Genomic DNA, 18,389 nt, shown 5'->3' on the forward strand with positions numbered 1-18,389 from the left:
CCACCCCATCGCGTCAAATCCGCCCCTCCTGCACCGCGTGGCAGGCCACGCGCACGCCGCCGATCGTCTGCAGCGCCGGACGCTCGGCCTGGCAGCGCGCATCCGCATGCGGGCAGCGCGGGTGGAACGCGCAGCCGCCGGGCGGATTGAGCGGGTTGGGCACCTCGCCCTGCACCGGCGTGCGTGCCTGGCCGGTGGCGTGCAGCTTGGGGATCGCCTCCAGCAGCATGCGGGTGTAGGGGTGGCGCGGCTGCGCGAACAGCGTGCGCTTGTCGGCCAGCTCCACCAGGCGCCCCAGGTACATCACGCCGACCTGGTCGCTGACGTGGCGCACCACCGCCAGGTTGTGGCTGATGAACAGGTAGGTCAGGCCGTGCTGGCGCTGCAGGTCCTTCATCAGGTTGAGCACCTGCGCCTGCACCGAGACGTCCAGCGCCGAGGTCGGCTCGTCGCAGACCAGGAACTGCGGCTGCGTGGCCAGCGCGCGCGCGATCGAGATGCGCTGGCGCTGCCCGCCGGAGAACTGGTGCGGGTACTTGACCATGTCGTGCGGGCTCAGGCCCACCGCGCGCAGCAGCTCGGCCACGCGCTCGCGCAGCGCGGCGCGGTCGCGCACCAGCCCGTGCTCGCGCAGCGGCTCGGCGACGATGGCCTCGACGCGCCAGCGCGGGTTCAGGCTCGCGTACGGATCCTGGAAGATCATCTGCACGCGCCGCCGCAGCACCCGGCCCTGACGCGTCGCCAGCGTGGCGTGCACGTCCTGCCCCTCGAACAGCACGCGACCGCGCGAGGGCCGGTACAGCCCGACCAGCAGCCGCGCCACGGTGCTCTTGCCGCAGCCGGACTCGCCCACCAGCGCCAGCGTGCACCCGCGCGGGATGTCGAAGGTGACGCCGTCGACGGCATGCAGCAGCTGGCGCGGCTTGCGCTCCAGCACGCGGTTGAGCCACGGCGCCGACACGTCGAACGTGCGCGCCAGATCGTGCACCGCCACCAGCGGGATGGCGGCCGGGTTGGTCACGGGGGTGCTCATCGGGCGGTCTCCGCGACGGCCGCGGTGGCGGCCGGCTCGTGCAGCCAGCAGGCGGCGCGGGTGGCGCCGGCCGGCATCAAGGGGGGGCGCGCGTCGTGGCAGCGCAGCATCGCCTGCGGGCAGCGCGGGTGGAAGGCGCAGCCATGCGGGATTTCCGACAGCCGCGGCATCGCGCCGTCGATCTGGTGCAGCCGCTCGCGCTCGGTCTCCATGTCGGGGATGCAGCGCATCAGCCCGGCGGTGTAGGGGTGCGCCGGCCGGTGGATGACCTCGTGCACCGGGCCGATCTCGGCCACGCGGCCGGCATAGAGCACGGCGACGCGGTCGCAGGTCTCGGCGATCACGCCCATGTCGTGCGTGATCAGCATCACCGCCGCGCCGCGCTCGCGGCAGATGCGCTTCAGCAGCGTGATGATCTGTGCCTGGATCGAGACGTCCAGCGCCGTGGTCGGCTCATCGGCCACCACCAGCTGCGGCTCGGCCGCCAGCGCCAGCGCGATGACGACGCGCTGGCGCATGCCGCCGGAGAACTGGTGCGGGTAATGGTCGATGCGCTCCTCCGCCGCCGGGATGCCGGTGTCCTTCAGCAGCTCGATGGCGCGGCGGCGCGCCTCAGCGGCGGAGACGTCCAGGTGCGTCTGGATGGTCTCGGTCAGCTGCCGCCCGATGGTGTAGAGCGGGTTCAGCGACGTCAGCGGATCCTGGAAGATCGCCCCGATGCGCCGGCCGCGGATGCGCCGCATCTCGTGCGGCGGCAGGTCGTCGATGCGCCGACCCTGCAGCCGGATCTGCCCGCCGGCGATGCGTCCCGGCGGCTCCAGCAGGCCGATGATGGCCGCACCGGTCAGCGACTTGCCGGCGCCGGACTCGCCCACCACGCCCAGGATCTCGCCCGGCGCGATGTCGAACGAGACGCCGTCCAGCGCGCGCAGCACGCCGCGACGGGTCGGGAATTCCACCACCAGGTCATGCACCTCGAGCAGCTTGTCCATCGTCACCCTCCCATCCGTCAGCGCAGGCGCGGGTTGAGCGCATCGCGCAGCCAGTCGCCCAGCAGGTTGACCGACAGCGCGATCAGCACCAGCATCAGTCCGGGGAAGATGGTGATCCACCACTCGCCGGAGAACAGGTAGTCGTTGCCGATGCGCACCAGCGTGCCCAGCGACGGCGCGGTGGGCGGCGCGCCCACCCCGAGGAACGACAGCGTCGCCTCGGTGATGATGGCGGTGGCGACATGGATGGTGGCCAGCACCAGCACGGGCCCCAGCACATTGGGCAGGACGTGACGCAGCATGATGCGCCACGGCGCCACGCCGATGACGCGCGCGGCCTGCACGTATTCCTTCTGCCGCTCCACCAGCGTGGAACCGCGCACCGTGCGCGCGTACTGCACCCAGCCGGTCAGCGTGATCGAGGTGATCAGCACGCCAAACGCCAGCGTCTCGTGCGCGTTCGGAAACAGCGCCTTGCCCACGCCGGCGATCAGCAGCGCGATCAGGATCGCCGGAAACGACAGCATCACGTCGCACAACCGCATCAGCAGCGCATCGAGCCAGCCGCCGACGAAGCCGGCCAGCAGCCCCAGCGCCACGCCGATGGCCACCGACAGCGCCACCGACACCAGCCCGACGAACAGCGAGATGCGCGCGCCGTAGATCAGGGCCGAGAGGATGTCGCGCCCCTGATCGTCGGTACCGAGCGGGTAGCGCCACGTGCCCTCCGGGTACCACACCGGTGGCAGGCGCGCGTCGGCCAGGTCGAGGCTGGCCAGGTCGAACGGGTTGTGCGGCGCCACCCAAGGCGCCAGCAACGCGGCCAGCCCGCACGTCAGCGCGATCGCCGCCGCCAGCATCGCGGTGGGCGAACGGCGCAAGCTGTAGCCGAGGTCGCTGTCCCACCAGCGCATCCAAGCTGCACGCATGTTCGGGGTTCCTTTCAAAAAGCGACGGCGCCGCCCGCTGCCGGCACGGCGGCGCATGCCCTGGTTCAGTGACCGCTGCCGCGCTCCACGCGCAGGCGCGGATCGACCGCGAAGTACAGCAGGTCCACGATCAGGTTGATGACCACGAAGATCAGCGCGATCAAGCAGAGGTAGGCCGCCATCACTGGAATGTCGGCGAACGTCACCGCCTGGATGAACAGCAGCCCCATGCCGGGCCACTGGAACACCGTCTCGGTGATGATCGCGAACGCGATCAGGCCGCCCAGCTGCAGCCCGGTGATCGTGATGACCGGCACCAGCGTGTTCTTCAGCGCATGGCCGAAGTGGATCGCGCGGTCGGTGAGCCCGCGCGCGCGCGCGAACTTGATGTAGTCGGTGCGCAGCACCTCCAGCATCTCGGCGCGCACCAGCCGCATGATCAGCGCGAGCTGAAACACCGCCAGCGTCAGCGCCGGCAGCACCAGGTGGCGCCAGCCGCCCGGCGCCAGCAGCGCGCTCGAGAACCAGCCCAGCTGCACCACCTCGCCGCGGCCGAAGCTGGGCAGCCAGCCCAGCTGCACCGCAAACACCAGGATCAGCACGATGCCGATCAGGAACGTCGGCAGCGACACCCCCAGCAGCGACAGCGTCATGAACAGCTGCGCCAGCCAGGTGCCGCGCCTGAGCGCCGCGTACACCCCCATCGGGATGCCCAGTGCCAGCGCCAGCGCCGCGGCCAGCAGCGCCAGCTCCAGCGTCGCCGGCAACCGCTCGGCGATCAGCTGCGCCACCGGCACGCCCTGGCGCAGGCTGACGCCGAAGTCGCCGCGCAGCGCCTGGCCGACGAAGTGCGTGAACTGCACGACGAAGGGTCGGTCCAGCCCCAGCTCGGCGCGCACGCGCGCCACCTCCTCGGGCGTGGCGTCCTGGCCCAGGATCTGCAGCACGGGATCGCCCACGTACTGAAACAGCATGAAGGCCACGAACGCCACGGCCAGCATCACCAGCGCCGCCTGCAGCAGGCGGCGCAACACGAAGGCCAACATCGGCAAAACCCTCCGGACGGCGCGCGCGGCACGGCGGACACGCGCGTCGTGACGACGTCAAGCGGACCCGGGCGCCCGCGACCGAGGGCGACGCCCGGGCGGCGGCAGGCGGCTCAGTTCACCTGGATCAGGCGCCAATCGAGCCGGTTGTCGGCGCGGTGCACGACCTCGACGTTCTTCTTCATCGCCCACGGAATGATCTGGTTGTGCAGCGGAATGTGCACCACGTCGTCGTTGTGCATCTGCAGCGCCTCGGTCAGCAGGCGCGGGCGGATGTAGGGGTCGGTCTCGGTCTTGGCGCGGTCGATCACGGCGTCCAGCTTCGGGTTGCTGTAGCGCCCGACGTTGTAGTTGCCGTCGCCGCCCGGCCCCGGCGTGTGCACCAGCGACTGCAGGCTGTAGAGCGCGTCGAACGTCGGCACCCCCCAGCCCAGCATGTAGATGCTGGCCTCGTAGCGCTGGATCATCGGGAAGTAGGTGGTCAGCGGCAGCGTGCGCAGCTTGGCCTTGACGCCGATGCGCGCCCACATCGCGGTGACCGCCTGGCAGATCTGCTCGTCGTTGATGTAGCGGTTGTTCGGGCAGGCGAAGTCCACCTCGAAGCCGTCCTTGTAGCCGGCCTCGGCCAGCAGCCGCCTGGCCGCCTCGACGTCGTACGGCAGACGCTTGTGCACCGACTCGCTCCAGCCGGCCACCTGCGGCGCCACCAGCGCGCCGGTGGGCTGGCTCAGGCCCCGCATCGTGACACGGTGGAGGGTGTCGATGTCGATCGCCTGGTACAGCGCCTTGCGCACGCGCAGATCCTTCAGCGGGTTCTTGCCCTTGACGTTGCTGCCGGGCAGCTCGTCACGGAACTGGTCCATGCCGAGGAAGATGGTGCGGTTCTCGACGCCGTCGATGACCTTCAGGTTGGGGTTGGCGCGCAGGCGCGGCAGGTCCTGCGGCGTGGGGTCGAGCACGAAGTCCACCTCGCCCGACAGCAGCGCGGCCATGCGCGTGGCGTCGGCCTTGATCGGGGTGTAGACGATCTCGGTGACGTTGGTGGCGGGCTTGCCCCAGTAGTCGGGGTTGCGCTCCAGCACCAGGCGCTGATCCGGCACCCACTGCTTCAGGCGGAACGGACCGGTGCCGTTGGCGTTGCGGTGCGCGAAATTTTCCTCCGCCGACTTCATGTCCTTGGGCTGCACCGAACGGTTTTTCTCGGCCCAGGCCTTGTTCATGATGCGCAGCTCGGTGAGCTGGTTGAGCAGCACCGGGTTGGGGCCCTTGAGCAGGATGTCCACCGTCAGGTCGTCCACCTTGACCACCTTGTCGATGCCCTGCGTGTAGATGGCGAAGTTGGAGGTCCTGGCCATCGCGCGCTGCACCGAGAAGACCACGTCGTCGGCCGTCAGCGGCGCGCCATCGTGGAACTTGACGCCCTTGCGCAGCGTGAAGCGGATCTGCGTCGGGCTGATCTCGCGCCAGCCCTGCGCCAGCAGCGGCTCGACCTTGAAGGTCTTGCTGTTGTAGTAGACCAGCGACTCGTAGACGGCGGCGTGGATGCCGTTGGACAACGCGTTGTTCTGCGAATGGATGTCCCAGGAGGGAATCTCGCCGGCGCTGGCCCACTTGAACGTCTTGGCCCACGCGCCGCCCATGCCGAGCGCAAGCGCGGCGGCCACGGCGATCACGGTGCGTTGCATGTCACTCACCTGTCAGGATGTTGAAAGCCTCTACTATGCCGCATCCGCCTCGCCGGGCGGCCGCAGGGAAACCCTCGCGCCGACGGGGAAAGCGCCCAAGGCGCCCGGAGTCGGCGGCGCGGTTGTCGTCTGCGCGACAGGTGAAGAGGCCGCAAGACGCCGGCCGGCGGCGCCTCAGCCGGCCGCCGGCTCGCCCAGGCTGACGCCGATCTGGCGCGCGGCGCGCAGCAGCGGGTGATCGAGCGGCACCTGGCGGTTGCCGTGCGCGGCGTCGGCCAGCGCGACGCTGCTCAGGCGCCCCTGCTGCAGCGTGACCATGCGGCCCCAGGCGCCGGCCATGACCAGCTGCGCGGCCTCGTTGCCATACTGCGTGGCCAGCACGCGGTCGAACGGCGTCGGGCTGCCGCCGCGCTGCACGTGGCCGAGCACGGTGGCGCGCACCTCCACCGGCACGCGCGGCTGCAGCGCCGCGGCCAGCACGTGCGCCACCCCGCCCAGGCGCAGCGGCTCGGGGCGGTCGGCGTGCACGGCCTGCACGGCGGGCTCGCCGCCGGCGGGCCTGGCGCCCTCGCCGATGCACACCAGCGTGTGGCGCCGGCGCTGCGCGCGCGCCCGGCACACCGCCGCCACCGCCTCGACGTCGAACGCGATCTCCGGCAGCAGGATGACGTCGGCCGCGCCCGCGAGCCCCGCCTCCAGCGCGATCCAGCCGGCCCAGCGGCCCATCGTCTCGACGATCATGACGCGGCCGTGGCTCTCGGCGGTGGTCTGCAGCCGCTCGATCGCCTCGGTGACGGTGGCCACCGCGGTGTCGAAGCCGAAGCTGCGCTCGCAGCCCGGGATGTCGTTGTCGATCGTCTTGGGCACGCCGACGACGCGCAGGCCGCGCTGCGCCAGCCCGTGCGCCAGCGCCATCGTGCCGTCGCCACCGATCACCACCAGCCCCTCCAGCTGCAGCGCCTGGGCGTGCCGCAGCACGCGCGCGGTGGTGGCCTCGTCCTGCAGCGGGTTGGCACGGTTGCTGGTGCCCAGGATCGTGCCGCCGCGCATCAGGATGCCGCTGACCGCCTCCCACGCCAGCGGGCGCACGCGGGGGCTCGCCTCCATCAGGCCGGCAAAGCCGTCCTCGATGCCGACCACCTCGGCGCCGCACTGGCGCATCAGCGACTTGGCCACCGCGCGGATGACGGCGTTGAGGCCGGGGCAGTCGCCCCCGCCGGTGAGGATGCCGATGCGTCGGGTCATGGATGCTCCTTGTTCTGCGTTCGGTCCCATCGTTGAGGCGCGCCGCGCCACGGTCGGGTCATTCGGCGGGCGGGGGCGGCAGCGGCTGCGCGCGCGGCCACAGCGCCCACAGCTGCAGCGGCTGTTTCAGCCCCGCGGCCAGCGGGTAGGCCTGCTCGCCCCAGCCAGTGAAGAAGTCCGCGCGCGCCGCACCGACGATGGCCGCGCCGGTGTCCTGCGCCACCACCAGGCGCCGCAGGCGCGCCACCGGCCCGCTGGAGACCAGCCACAGCGGCGTGCCGTACGGCACCGCGTCGCGGTCCACCGCCACCGACCGCCCCGGGGTGAGCGCCACGCCCTGCGCGCCACGCGGGCCGGCCTGCGCCGCCAGCGCATCCAGCGGCTCCTCGCGAAAGAACACCACGCGCGGGTTGGTCCACAGCAGCTCCTCGACGCGCTGCGGGTTGGCCGCGGCCCAGGCACGCAGCGCCTCCCAGGTGCCTTCGCGGATCTCGCCGCGCTGCAGCAGCGTGCGCATCACGCTCTGATAGGGGTGGCCGTTGTGCGCGGCAAACGCCAGCCGCACCAGGCGCACCTGGCCGTCCGGCTCGGTCAGGCGCAGCCGGCCCGAGCCCTGGATGTGCAGCAGCAAGGCATCAAGCGGGTCGGCCAGCCACGCCAGCGCGTGCGGCGCCAGCAGCGCCTGCACCTGCGGGTCGGCGTCGATCTGGCGCCGCGTGCGCCACGGTTGGCCGGCCGCGGCGGCCAGCGCCGGCGGCGGCGCATACAGCGGCACGCGGTGCACGGCGTCGCGCTGGCGCCGTGCCGGCAGCTCCGGCTCGTAGTAGCCGGTCAGCAGCCCGGCGGGCGCGCTGCCGTCCGTGGCCAGCACGCGGTACGGCTGCCAGTGGCGCATGACCCAGACGTGGCGCGTCTCGGCGTCGGCCAGCGTCAGGCGGCGGATCTCCGGACACAGCGCCCCCCAGGGCGCGGCCGGGCGTTCGCAGCTGCGCAGCCACGCGTCCCAGACGTCGTGCAGCGCATCGGTGCCCCAGCCGGGCAGGTCGCGGTAGCGCACCGGCTGCCACAGCGCCTTGCCGCGCGGCAGCGGCGGCGGCAGCGGTGCCGCATCGGCCCAGCGCCAGATCGGGTGCTGCGGCGCCAGCACCGGTTCGGCGCGCGTGTCGTCCAACGCCTCTGCCGTCGCGGCGGAGCCGGACGGCGGCGCCGGCACCGGGGCGGGAACCGCCGGGGCCGGCGCCGACTCTGCCGGTACAGTCGTGTCGCCCGGCGTGGCCACCGGCGCCGGCGTGCCGCAGGCCGCCAGCGCCAGCGCCAGCCCCGCCGGCCACGTCCGGCTCCACCCAACGCCGCCCGCGCCCTGCCCCATGACGCTGCTGCTGCTCGAAGCCCTCGGTGCCCTGCTGCTGTTCGTGTTCATCGTCTGGTGGACCATGTTCGCCGGCCGCAAGCGCGGCGAGCCGCCGCCGGTCGACGCCCCCGCGCCACCGGCGCGCGAGGACGACCCGCCGCGCTGAACCCGCCGGCGCGCCCCCATCACAGCCGCCGGTGCTGCAGCGCCGGCAGGCGGCGGCGCACCTCCTCCAGCCGGGCGCGGTCCAGCTCGGCCACCACGACGCCGGGCCCGGTGGCCTGCTGCGCCAGCACCACGCCCCAGGGGTCGACCACCATGCTCTGGCCCCAGGTCTGGCGGCCGTTCTCGTGCACGCCACCCTGCGCACTGGCGATGACGTAGGCCTGGTTCTCGATGGCGCGCGCGCGCAGCAGCACCTCCCAGTGCGCCTGCCCGGTGACGTGGGTGAAGGCCGCCGGCACCACCAGCACGTCGGCCGCCAGGGCGCGGTACAGCTCCGGAAAGCGCAGGTCGTAGCACACGCTCAGCCCCACGCGCCACGCGGTGCCGCCGCGGTCGGTCAGCGTGAAGGCCACCGGCTGCGCGCCGGCCTTGAGCACCGCGGCCTCGTCGTAGCCCTGCTGGCCATCGTGGAAGCGGAACAGGTGGATCTTGTCGTAGCGCGCCACGCAGCGGCCCTGCGGGTCGTAGACCAGCGTGGCGTTGGCGGCGCGCTGCGGGTCGTCGGTGGCCAGCGGCACGGTGCCGCCGACGATCCACAGGCCCAGCTCGCGCGCGGTGTCGGACAGGAAGTCCTGCACCGTGCCGAGCCCGAACTCCTCGGCGATCAGCAGCTTGTCCGTGTCGCGCCGGCCCATCAGGCAGAAGTACTCCGGCAGCACCGCCAGCTCCGCGCCGGCGTGGCGCGCCTGGTCCAGCAGCTCGTGGGCCTGGGCGAGGTTGGGGTCGAGGCTGGCGCCCGACACCATCTGGATGGCGGCGACTTTCATGGGGTGCGCTCCGTGGCAGGGTTGACTTCGCGGCCGGGTTCGATGGTACGCGCCACGCGCTCCACCTGAGGATCGTCCCAGCGGCCGGTGATGCGGAAGGTCTGGGTGGCGGCGGCCTGCAGCGGCTGGCGCAGCACCAGTTGCGCCAGGAAGGTGCCCAGACCGGTGACCGGGTTGACCAGCCCGGCCAGCAGCGAGGCGGTGCCGGCGTTGAGCTCCGGCACCACCACGGCGGTGAGGTCGGCAGTCTCGCGCACGAGGTCGGCGCTGCCCTCCATCAGCACGGCGGCGCTGACGCCGCGCATCTGCAGGTCGCGCGTGCTGGCCACGCCGCGCGCCAGCTGCACGTGGCCGCGCACGAGGTCGAAGGCGAAGCCCTCGCTGAAGACGTCGCGGAAGTCCAGCGTCAGCCGCCGCGGCAGCGACTGCAGGCTCAGCACCCCCAGCAGCCGTCCGATGCCGGGTTCGGCCTTGAGGAACTGGCCGCGCTGCAGGTCCAACGCCAGCTCCCCGGACAGCGTCGGGGTGTGCAGCGCCAGCGGCGAACCGATCCAGCCGAGGCTGCCCTCCAGCCGGCCGCGGCCGCCGCGCAGTGCGCCGCCCAGGCCGAAGCGTTCCAGCAACGCGCCCGCGTCGTCGATGTCCAGCCGCAGCTGCAAGGCGGTGCGCCGCGCCGCGGCGGCCTGGCCCGGCGCGGTCAGCGCGGCGGTCGGCGCCCAGTTGCCGCGCGCGCTCAGGCGCGCCTCCGGCAGCGTCAGCTGCAGCGACTCCAGCCGCCACTCACGCACGCTGCCGGCACCCTGCGCGGCCTCGCGGTTGACCGCCTGCACCTGAAGGCGGCCGAGCGCACGGCCGCCGAGCTCGAAATCCTCCACCACCACGTCCAGCGCCGGCAGCGTGCGCGGCTGCGTCGCCAGCCGCTCCACGTCCGCCTCGGCCCCGCGCGGCAATCGCAGCCGCGCCAGGCGCGCCGTCACGCGCGGCTGCGCACCGGCGTCGAGCTCCAGCGTGCCGTCGAGCTGGTGCGCCGCCACGCTCAGGCGCCAGACGTCGTCGCTGCGGCTGCCCCCCACGCTGACGGCGTCGAACGCGCGCCCATCCCACAGCAGCCGCTCCACGCCGACGCCGTAGCGGGTCGGCCAGTACGCGCGCGCCTGGACATCGGCCGGTCCGCCGCCGTCGGCCCCGGACGCGGCCAGCGCCGCCTGCCAGGCATCGACGTCCAGCTGCGGCAGGCGCAGCGCCGCCACCACACCGGCCTGCGGCCAGGACGGCACGTCGGCGCCCAGCGCCAGCCGACCGCGGCCGACCACCGTGCGTGCGCCGCGGTGCTCGCGCTCGTACTCGGCGTACAGCGCCCCGCCCGGCAACGCCGGCGCCTGCACGCTCAGCTGCAGGCGGTCGCGCCGGCTGCCGTCGCGCGCCGGCGCCAGCGGCTGCAGCGTCACGCGTGTGCGCCAGGCGGCCTCGGCCGGCTTGGCCAGCGGCGCCGGCAGGCTCAGCGCCAGCCCTGCCAGATCGCTGTCCACGGCCAGTTCGATATTGCCGCCTTGCGCCAGCAGCGTCACGCCGTAGCGTGCCTCGCCCTGCGTCACGCCGCCCAGCCAGCGCGCCCACGCCCAATCGGGGCTGGCGCGCAGGCCGGCGGCGGTGACCACGCCCTGGCCCTGAAAGCGCACCCGCCCGCCGTCCTGCGGCGCCATGCCGCCGCTGAAACGCAGCTCGCCACCCAGCAGGCGCGCGCTGGCCTGCGGCACGCGAAAGCCCTGCTCGGTGAAGTCCAGCGTGCCGCGCACCTCGCGCAGCCAGGGCGCCTCCGCCTCGAGGCGCAGGTCGTTGCCGGCCAGCCGCACCTGGCCACGCACGCGGGTGGCCTCGACGTCGTCCAGCGGCATGGCCAGCTCCAGCGCCACCTCGACGCTGCCGCTGGCCTGTGCGGCGGCCAGCACGCCGCCGGTGTAGCCCTGCACCGGCGACTGCGCCACGAAGCGCAGCGCCTCCGGCGCCGGCCCGCGCACCTGGCCCTGCACCTGCAGCCGGGGATGGTCGGCCAGGTAGTCCGGAATCAGGGCGCGCGTCTGCAGCGCGCGCAGCTGCGGCAAGCCGGCGACGCTGCCGTGCGCGTCGCGGATCTCCAGCCGCGTGCCCTCGATGCGCAGCTCGGCCTGCAGCCGCTCCAGCGCCGGCCAGGCCGGCTGCCCGGACGGCAACAGGTAGGCCGGCGCATAGTCCAGCGTCACGTCGTGCAGCTGCGCCTGCACCTCGAAGACGCCCTGGCCGCGCTCGGGGAACGGAAAGTCCCACAGGTCGCCCTGCAGGCGAAAGCGCACGTCGCTGGCGCGGCCGGCGCGGATCGCCGCCTTCAGGTAGGCGCGCGTGTCGGCCCCCACCGTCAGCGGCAGGTAACGCACCACGCGCGCGGCCTCGGCGCGGCTGAGGCGCACGTCCAGATCGAGCTCGCCGGGAAAGCGGTCGCGCGCGCCGCTGCGCTGCGGATCGGCGGTACGCCAGCGCAGCCGGCCGCGCCCCTGCGCGTCGGCGTTGGCAAAACGCAGCTCGCCCACCTCCAGTTCGATGCGCTGGCCGTCGTGCCACCAGCGCGCCTGCGCGTGCAGCTCGTCGAACGCCAGCCGCGGCTCCTCGAAGCCGCCGGGCAGCGTCACCGCCCCGTGCCGCAGCGCCACCTCGGCGCGCCCGCCGCGCTCGTCGAAATCGAAGCTGGCCTCCACCCCCTCCACGCCCGGCCGGCCCCAGGCACCGGCGGCATGCGCCTCCACCTGGCCAGCGGCCAGCGCCAGCCCCTGCACGCGCCCGCGCCCGGACCAGCGCGCCGGCTCGCCGGCACGCGCCGGCGCCTGCCAGCGCAGCTCCAGCTGCTGCGCCACCCCGCGCGGACGCAGCGCATCCAGCCAGCGGCTGGCCTCGCCCAGCGGCAACACGCGACCCAGCCGCTGCAGCATGTCCAGATCCAGACGCTCGGCCGCCAGGTTCCAGGCGCGCCATTCGCCCGCCTCACCCAGCGTGTAGCCCAGCCGCAGGTCGCCACCTGGCCAGGCGGCGCCGTCGGCGGCGCGCAGCGCCAGCCCCTCGGTCCGCCACGTCACGCTGGCACCGTCGCGCTGGGCGCGCAGGCGAGCGCGCAGGTCGGCCAGCGCCAGCGGCTCGTGCGCCGCCGCGCTCCAGCCGATGCGCACGTCCTGCACGTGCACGTCGGCGGTCAGCGCCTCCCAATGCCCGGCGCGCAGCTCACCCCAGGCGCGCAGCGCCCCGCGCCCCTGCAGCGTCTGCAGGCCCCACGGCGCCAGGTCCAGCGCCTGCGCCAGCGGCGCGGCGTCCAGCTGCGGCGCCTCCAGGTACCACGGCCCGGACCAGCGCCGCCAGTCGCCGCGATCCAGCTGCCACGGCGGCTGGGTGAAGCGGGCGCGCCAGCTCAGCCGCCGGCCCCAGCCGGGCGGTGGCGTGGCATCGATGCGCAGCTCGTGGCGCCAGCCGCCGTTGCGCGTCACCACCAGCACGTCGGTCAGCACCAGCGGCGGCGCCTGCGGTCGGCGCTCGTCGATCCATTCGATGCGCGCCGACCGCAGCGCCACCTCGCGCTGCGCGAACAGCCAGTCGGCCAGCGCCCCGTCGCTGCGGCCGGCGCCCACGTCCAGCCCCGCCACCAGGATGCGTCCGTCGGCCAGCCGGCGCACCTGCACGTCCAGCCCGTCGATGACCAGCTGCTCCAGCCCCAACGCCAGCAGCGCACGCGGCGACAGCAGCGCCTGCGCCTGCGGCACGTGCAGCGCCTCGCGTCCTTCGGAGTCGTACAGCCGGATGCCGTGCAGCACCACGTGGGGCGCCAGCCCCCCCCGGCGCACCTCCAGCCGCTCCAGGGTCGTGCGCACCCCCAGGGCGCGTGTGGCCGCGGCCTCCACCGCGCCGCGCCAAGCGTCGGCGCGCGGCACAATCCAGCCCTGCAACGCCCCCCAGATGACCAGCAGCGCCAGCCACCAGGCCACGGCGATCCCGAACAGCCAGCGGGACGCCAGCGCCAGCAGGCGCCACGGCCACGGCGGGGTCCGGTCAACCTGGGTCGAAGTCACGCCAAATTATGATCACGAGCAACCGCGCCGGTTCGGCCGCGGCGGATCACAGCCGCTTCGTGCAGCGCGTGCGGCGGCGCTACGAACGCGAGCTGGCCCTGCTGCCGCCCGGCCCGCCGCAGCCGGCCACGCTGCGCGCGGCGCTGCAGGCACTGCGTGCTGCCGGCCACGAGCCAGCCGCGGCCCTGCGCATCCTGCGCCACCTGACGCTGGAGCGGCTGGCGGTGCTGGACTGCGAGCAGGCTGCCGCGCTGTCGGTCGTCACGCACGGGGTGACGGCGCTGGCGGAGCTGGTGCTGGACGAGGCCGCACGGCTGGCGTGCGACGAGCTGGACGAGCTGCACGGGGTGCCCCTGGCCAGCGATCCGCCCCCGGGACCGGGCGCCCCGCCCGCTGCCCCGGACGGCCGCCGGCCGTGCGGCTGGTGGGTGGTGGGCATGGGCAAGCTCGGCGCGCGCGAGCTCAACGTCTCCAGCGACATCGATCTCGTCTACGTCTACGAAAGCGACGGCGAGACCGCCGGCAACGCGCGCGGCCTCAACCGCATCACCAACCACGAATACTTCGCCAAGCTGGTACGGCGCATGCAGGCGCTCGTCAGCGACATCACCGAGCACGGCCAGTGCTTCCGCGTCGACCTGGCGCTGCGGCCCAACGGCAACTCCGGCCCGCCTGCGGTGTCGCTGGGGGCGCTGGAGGACTATTTCCAGGCGCACGGGCGCGAATGGGAGCGCTTCGCGTGGCTCAAGAGCCGCGTCGTCGCCCCCGCCGACAGCGCGCGGCGCGACGGCAGCGGCGCCTGGCTGCGGCCGGTGGTGCTGCCGTTCGTGTTCCGGCGCTACCTCGACTACGCCGTCTTCGAGGCGCTGCGGCGGCTGCACCGCCAGATCCGCGAGCACGCCGCGCGGCGCGCCGCCGGCCACCCGGAGCGCGCCTACGACGTCAAGCTCTCGCGCGGTGGCATCCGCGAGATCGAGTTCATCGTGCAGCTGCTGCAGGTGGTGCGCGGCGGGCGGTTTCCGGAGCTGCGCACGCGCCCGACGCTGCAGGCGCTGCAGCGCATCGAGCAGGCCGGCCTGATGCCGGCCGACAAGGCGCGCCAGCTGGCCGAGGCCTACGTCTTCCTGCGCCGTGTCGAGCACCGCATCCAGTACCTGGACGATCAGCAGACCCACGTGCTGCCCACGCGCGACGACGACCTGGCCTGGATCGCCGCGACGATGGGCTTTGCCGACACGCCGTCGTTCCTTGGCGCGCTGGATGCGCACCGCGAGGTGGTGGCGCAGGAGTTCGACACCCTCCTGGGCGGCGCCGGCCACGGCGCGGGCTGCAACGGCAAGGGCTGCAACGGCCACCCGCGCGCCGGCGGCGAGGACCTGGAGACGCTGCTGCCACAGTGCCCGCCGGCGCTGGCCGAGCGGCTGCGCCCCTGGATCGGGCACCCGCGCGTGCAGACCCTGCGCGACGAGGCGCGCCTGCGTCTGGTGCGGCTGCTGGAGCGCACGCTGGCCTGGCTCGATGACGGCCGCGTCGGCGAAACCGCCGCCGTGCGCCTGCTGGACTGGATCGAGCCGCTGCTGCGCCGCGAAAGCTACCTGGCGCTGCTGCAGGAGCGTCCGACCGTGCACGAGCGGCTGCTGCGCGTGCTGGGCGCGGCGCGCTGGCCGGCGCGCTACCTGATGCGCCACCCGGGCGTCATCGACGAGCTGGCCAGCGCCGAACTCTACGAGACACGCTTCGACGCCGCCGCCTTCGTCGCCGAGCTGGAGGCACGCCGCTGGGCGCTGCACAAGACCGGCGAGGACGACGACGAGGCGCTGCTGGATCTGCTGCGCCGCGCCCACCACGCCGAGGTATTCCGCACGCTGGCGCGCGACGTCGAGGGTCTGCTGACCGTGGAGCAGGTGGCCGACGAGCTCAGCGCCCTGGCCGACGCGGTGCTGGACGTCACCGGCCGCTGGTGCTGGCAGCGCCTCAAGCAGCGTCACCGCGACGAGCCGCGCCACGCCATCATCGGCTACGGCAAGCTCGGCGGCAAGGAGCTCGGCTACGGCAGCGACCTCGACATCGTCTTCGTGTACGACGACGACGACGAGCGCGCCCCCGAGGCCTACGCCGCCTTCGTGCGCAAGCTCATCAACTGGCTCACCGTCAAGACCGGCGAGGGCGACCTGTTCGAGATCGACACCGCGCTGCGGCCCAACGGCAACTCCGGGCTGCTGGTCACCACCTTCCAGGCCTACGCCGACTACCAGCAGAACCGCGGCAGCAACACCGCCTGGACCTGGGAGCACCAGGCGATGACGCGCGCGCGCTTCGTCGTCGGCAGCCCCGACCTGCGCGCGCGCTTCGACGCCGTGCGCGAGGCCGTCATCACCGCCCCGCGCGACCATGCGGCGCTGGCTGCCGAGATCCGCGCGATGCGCCAGCGCCTCTACGACGCGCACCCGGTGCGCGCCGGCCGCTTCGACCTCAAGCACAGCCCCGGCGGCATGATCGACGTGGAGTTTGCCGTGCAGTACCTGGTGCTGGCGCACAGCGCGGCGCACCCGCCGCTGCGCGCCAACGCCGGCAACATCGCGCTGCTGCAGTGCGCCGAGGCCGCCGGCCTGCTGCCCCCCGGCGTCGGCCAGGCCGCCGCCGACGCCTACCGCCACCTGCGCCAGCTGCAGCACCGCGCGCGGCTGGACGAGGCCAGCACCCAGATCGACCCGACGACCGTGCAGGCCGAGGCCGCCGCCGTGCGCGCGCTGTGGCAGGCGGTGCTGGGGTCGCCCTGACCGTGACAAACGTCTCGCTTTAGTCCCCCTCATCGCGCCTCAGCCATCCAGCCGATTCAGTCCTTCCGGGGGATGCGCGCGACGGCGCCGCGGCTTCTAATAGTCGGGTGCGGATCGAAAGGCTGGGCGCTTGGCGCGCTGGCCCGTCAAGGCACCCCCGCTCGGTACCGAGCGGGCGGCGGGGGCACCGTGTCCCCGACGCTGGTCTGGCTGCGGTCTCGAGTCGCGACGGCCCGGTGACGGGATGGTTGGCGCTTCGCCTGTCGCCGACGGGTTCGCATCCGCATGCGACGACGGGCCGCCGACCGCTGCCATCGATGGGCGGCCCCCGAAAACACGTTTTGTCCAGGAGGCGAGGCGATGGCAACTTACACTTGGTCATTCGGTGCGGCAGGGTCGGGCCTGCAGTTCACGATCACCTACGACAGCGATACGCACCAGTTCACCGTCCGGGGTCTGGAGGGCTCTTTCGATCTCAACGCCCTCTGGTTCTCGAACGGGGATGGTAAGGTGGACGGCAACGTCACCCTTTCCAAGTCGGACAACAGCCTCAACATGAACGGCGCCAACACCGTCTGGTCCGACGACGGCTCGTCCAGCAGCGCCAAGATCGTCTGGGACGGCTACCAGAAGCTCTCCAACCCGGGTTTGGGGGCCGCCGGCATCGACAAGGACACGTTCATCGCCGCCGGAGAAAGCTACACGTTCGACGCCGCAGCCGGCTTCAGCCCGGAGGGCACCACGCTGGGCGTGCGGGCCACCAGCGTCAATGGCAGTGACAGCATCAAATGGGTCGACCGGGAGGCCACCGTGCAGACGGCTCCCCCGCCGTGGGGGCCGAACCCCTTCGTCGTCGACGCCAGTGCAGCCGGCTTGGACGGCACGAATGGCAACGACGGGGTTCCCGGCGCAGAAGGAGTAGCAGGATACCAAGGCGCAGAAGGCGTCGATGGCAGCGACGGCTCGCTTGGAGCCGATGGCATCAATGCGGTCGGGACGGGCAACGGCAAAACCGTCGCCCAGCCTGGCAGCCCGGGCACCGAAGGAAAGCCGGGCCTGGTCGGCGGAAACGGAGGAGACGGCGGCGACGGCGGGAACGGTGGGAACGGAGGCCCGGGTACCGATGGCCAGTCGGCCATCATCCTCGACCCGTCCGCGAACTACAGCGCGCTGCTGATCGACGCCAGCGCCGGACCGATCGTCATTCTCGGCGGCAACGGCGGAGACGGGGGAGACGGCGGAGCCGGCGGCCGAGGAGGAGATGGCGGGGAAGGCGGAGCCGGCGGTGATGGAGGCGACGGCGGCGACGGCGGCAACGGCGGCAACGGCTCGACCGCACAGGGGTACAAGAATGGCGCCAACGGCGGCAACGGCGGCGACGGCGGCAACGGCGGCGACGGCGGCAACGGCGGCGACGGCGGCGACGGCGGCGACGGCGGCAACGGCGGCAACGGCGGCAACGGCGCAGTGGCCATCGTCAACGGCAGCGTGACCAACGTCTACATCATGGGCAGCCACGACGTGACCATCCTGGGCGGCGAGGGCGGCGCTGGGGGCGCGGCCGGCGGTGGCGGCGACGGCGGCGACGGCGGCGCAGGTGGCACTGGCGGCGACGGCGGAACCGGAGGACAGGGTGGTGCCGGGGGGACGGCGGGCCCGGGTGGCACCCCCGGATCCGCGGGGCAGAAGGGGGCGGACGGTGCGAACGGTGCGGACGGTGCGAACGGTGCGGACGGTGCGAACGGTGCGAACGGTGCGGACGGTGCGGACGGTGCGAACGGTAAGGACGGCGCTGACGCGCCCGCGTTTTCCGACCCCGTGGTCGTCGATGCCACCGCCCACACCGGATACCTGACGATCTCCGGCTCGAATGGGGAGGACGTCATCAAGATCGGCTCCGGTGGCTCGACGATCTACGACACCCACGGTGTCGACACCTACTATCTCGGGTCCGGCAAGGACGTGGTGGTCTTCGGCCGGCACGATCTGGACGATGTCGACGTCATCCACGGCTTCGACGCCACACAAGGTGACGCGCTCGACATCAAGGATCTGCTTGAGGGCTACGGCGGCGGCGACCTGACCGGCTGGGTCAACTTGGCCGAATCCGGAACCGACACCACCGTGCAGGTCGACCGCGACGGCGGCGGTGACGGCTATCAGGACGTCGCCGTCCTGGTCGGCGTGACGGGGCTGAACGTCAGCCAGCTGCTGTCGGATGGCAACCTGCTCGTGTGACGTCCCGGGGAGG

General features: G+C 73.2%; 12 protein-coding genes. 3 read left to right on the plus strand and 9 right to left on the minus strand.

What is annotated here, in order from left to right; translation table 11 throughout:
* Positions 1-13: 13 nt before the first annotated feature.
* From Tsedi_RS08690 to Tsedi_RS08720, 7 genes are all read right to left on the minus strand, one after another.
* A complete protein-coding gene (locus tag Tsedi_RS08690; protein WP_143895691.1) occupies positions 14-1,033 on the minus strand; it encodes an ABC transporter ATP-binding protein in 1,020 nt (339 codons plus the stop codon).
* On the minus strand, positions 1,030-2,025 hold the full coding sequence (locus Tsedi_RS08695; RefSeq protein ID WP_143895693.1) for an ABC transporter ATP-binding protein: 996 nt from the start codon (positions 2,023-2,025) through the stop codon (positions 1,030-1,032). The genes Tsedi_RS08690 and Tsedi_RS08695 overlap by 4 nt, the downstream gene beginning before the upstream one ends.
* Before the next feature lie 17 nt (positions 2,026-2,042).
* Complete coding sequence (locus tag Tsedi_RS08700) at positions 2,043-2,954, minus strand: ABC transporter permease (RefSeq protein WP_143895696.1); 912 nt, start codon at positions 2,952-2,954, stop codon at positions 2,043-2,045.
* A 65-nt stretch (positions 2,955-3,019) separates the two neighbouring features.
* Positions 3,020-4,000, minus strand: a complete 981-nt coding sequence (locus tag Tsedi_RS08705; protein WP_143895698.1) for an ABC transporter permease — start codon at positions 3,998-4,000, stop codon at positions 3,020-3,022.
* A gap of 113 nt (positions 4,001-4,113) precedes the next feature.
* Entirely contained in the window at positions 4,114-5,685 is a 1,572-nt protein-coding gene (locus Tsedi_RS08710; RefSeq protein ID WP_143895700.1) for an ABC transporter substrate-binding protein, read from the minus strand.
* Positions 5,686-5,859: 174 nt separating this feature from the next.
* Positions 5,860-6,930, minus strand: a complete 1,071-nt coding sequence (locus Tsedi_RS08715; RefSeq protein WP_143895702.1) for a 6-phosphofructokinase — start codon at positions 6,928-6,930, stop codon at positions 5,860-5,862.
* Positions 6,931-6,988: 58 nt separating this feature from the next.
* Positions 6,989-8,365, minus strand: a complete 1,377-nt coding sequence (locus tag Tsedi_RS08720; protein ID WP_143895704.1) for an MltA domain-containing protein — start codon at positions 8,363-8,365, stop codon at positions 6,989-6,991.
* Here Tsedi_RS08720 and Tsedi_RS12190 point away from each other — a divergent pair.
* The gene (locus tag Tsedi_RS12190) at positions 8,298-8,447 is read left to right on the plus strand and encodes a hypothetical protein (protein WP_185970624.1); all 150 of its coding nucleotides are present in this window, start codon (positions 8,298-8,300) and stop codon (positions 8,445-8,447) included. The two genes, Tsedi_RS08720 and Tsedi_RS12190, sit on opposite strands and share 68 nt — an antisense overlap.
* A gap of 19 nt (positions 8,448-8,466) precedes the next feature.
* On the opposite strand, the gene Tsedi_RS08725 is transcribed toward Tsedi_RS12190, so the two are convergent.
* Positions 8,467-9,273, minus strand: coding sequence for a carbon-nitrogen hydrolase family protein (locus Tsedi_RS08725; RefSeq protein WP_143895706.1), 807 nt, complete (start codon positions 9,271-9,273; stop codon positions 8,467-8,469).
* A complete protein-coding gene (locus Tsedi_RS08730; RefSeq protein ID WP_143895708.1) occupies positions 9,270-13,358 on the minus strand; it encodes a YhdP family protein in 4,089 nt (1,362 codons plus the stop codon). Before Tsedi_RS08730 ends, Tsedi_RS08725 begins: the two co-directional genes overlap by 4 nt.
* 8 nt (positions 13,359-13,366) lie before the next feature.
* On the opposite strand from Tsedi_RS08730, the gene glnE reads away from it, so the two are divergent.
* Both glnE and Tsedi_RS12195 read left to right on the plus strand, forming a co-directional pair.
* The gene (glnE, locus tag Tsedi_RS08735; protein ID WP_143895710.1) at positions 13,367-16,138 is read left to right on the plus strand and encodes a bifunctional [glutamate--ammonia ligase]-adenylyl-L-tyrosine phosphorylase/[glutamate--ammonia-ligase] adenylyltransferase; all 2,772 of its coding nucleotides are present in this window, start codon (positions 13,367-13,369) and stop codon (positions 16,136-16,138) included.
* A gap of 360 nt (positions 16,139-16,498) precedes the next feature.
* The gene (locus Tsedi_RS12195; protein ID WP_185970621.1) at positions 16,499-18,376 is read left to right on the plus strand and encodes a type I secretion C-terminal target domain-containing protein; all 1,878 of its coding nucleotides are present in this window, start codon (positions 16,499-16,501) and stop codon (positions 18,374-18,376) included.
* Positions 18,377-18,389: the final 13 nt, after the last annotated feature.

The organism is Tepidimonas sediminis (assembly GCF_007556605.1).
In the GTDB taxonomy this organism is placed as follows: Bacteria; Pseudomonadota; Gammaproteobacteria; order Burkholderiales; family Burkholderiaceae_C; genus Tepidimonas; species Tepidimonas sediminis.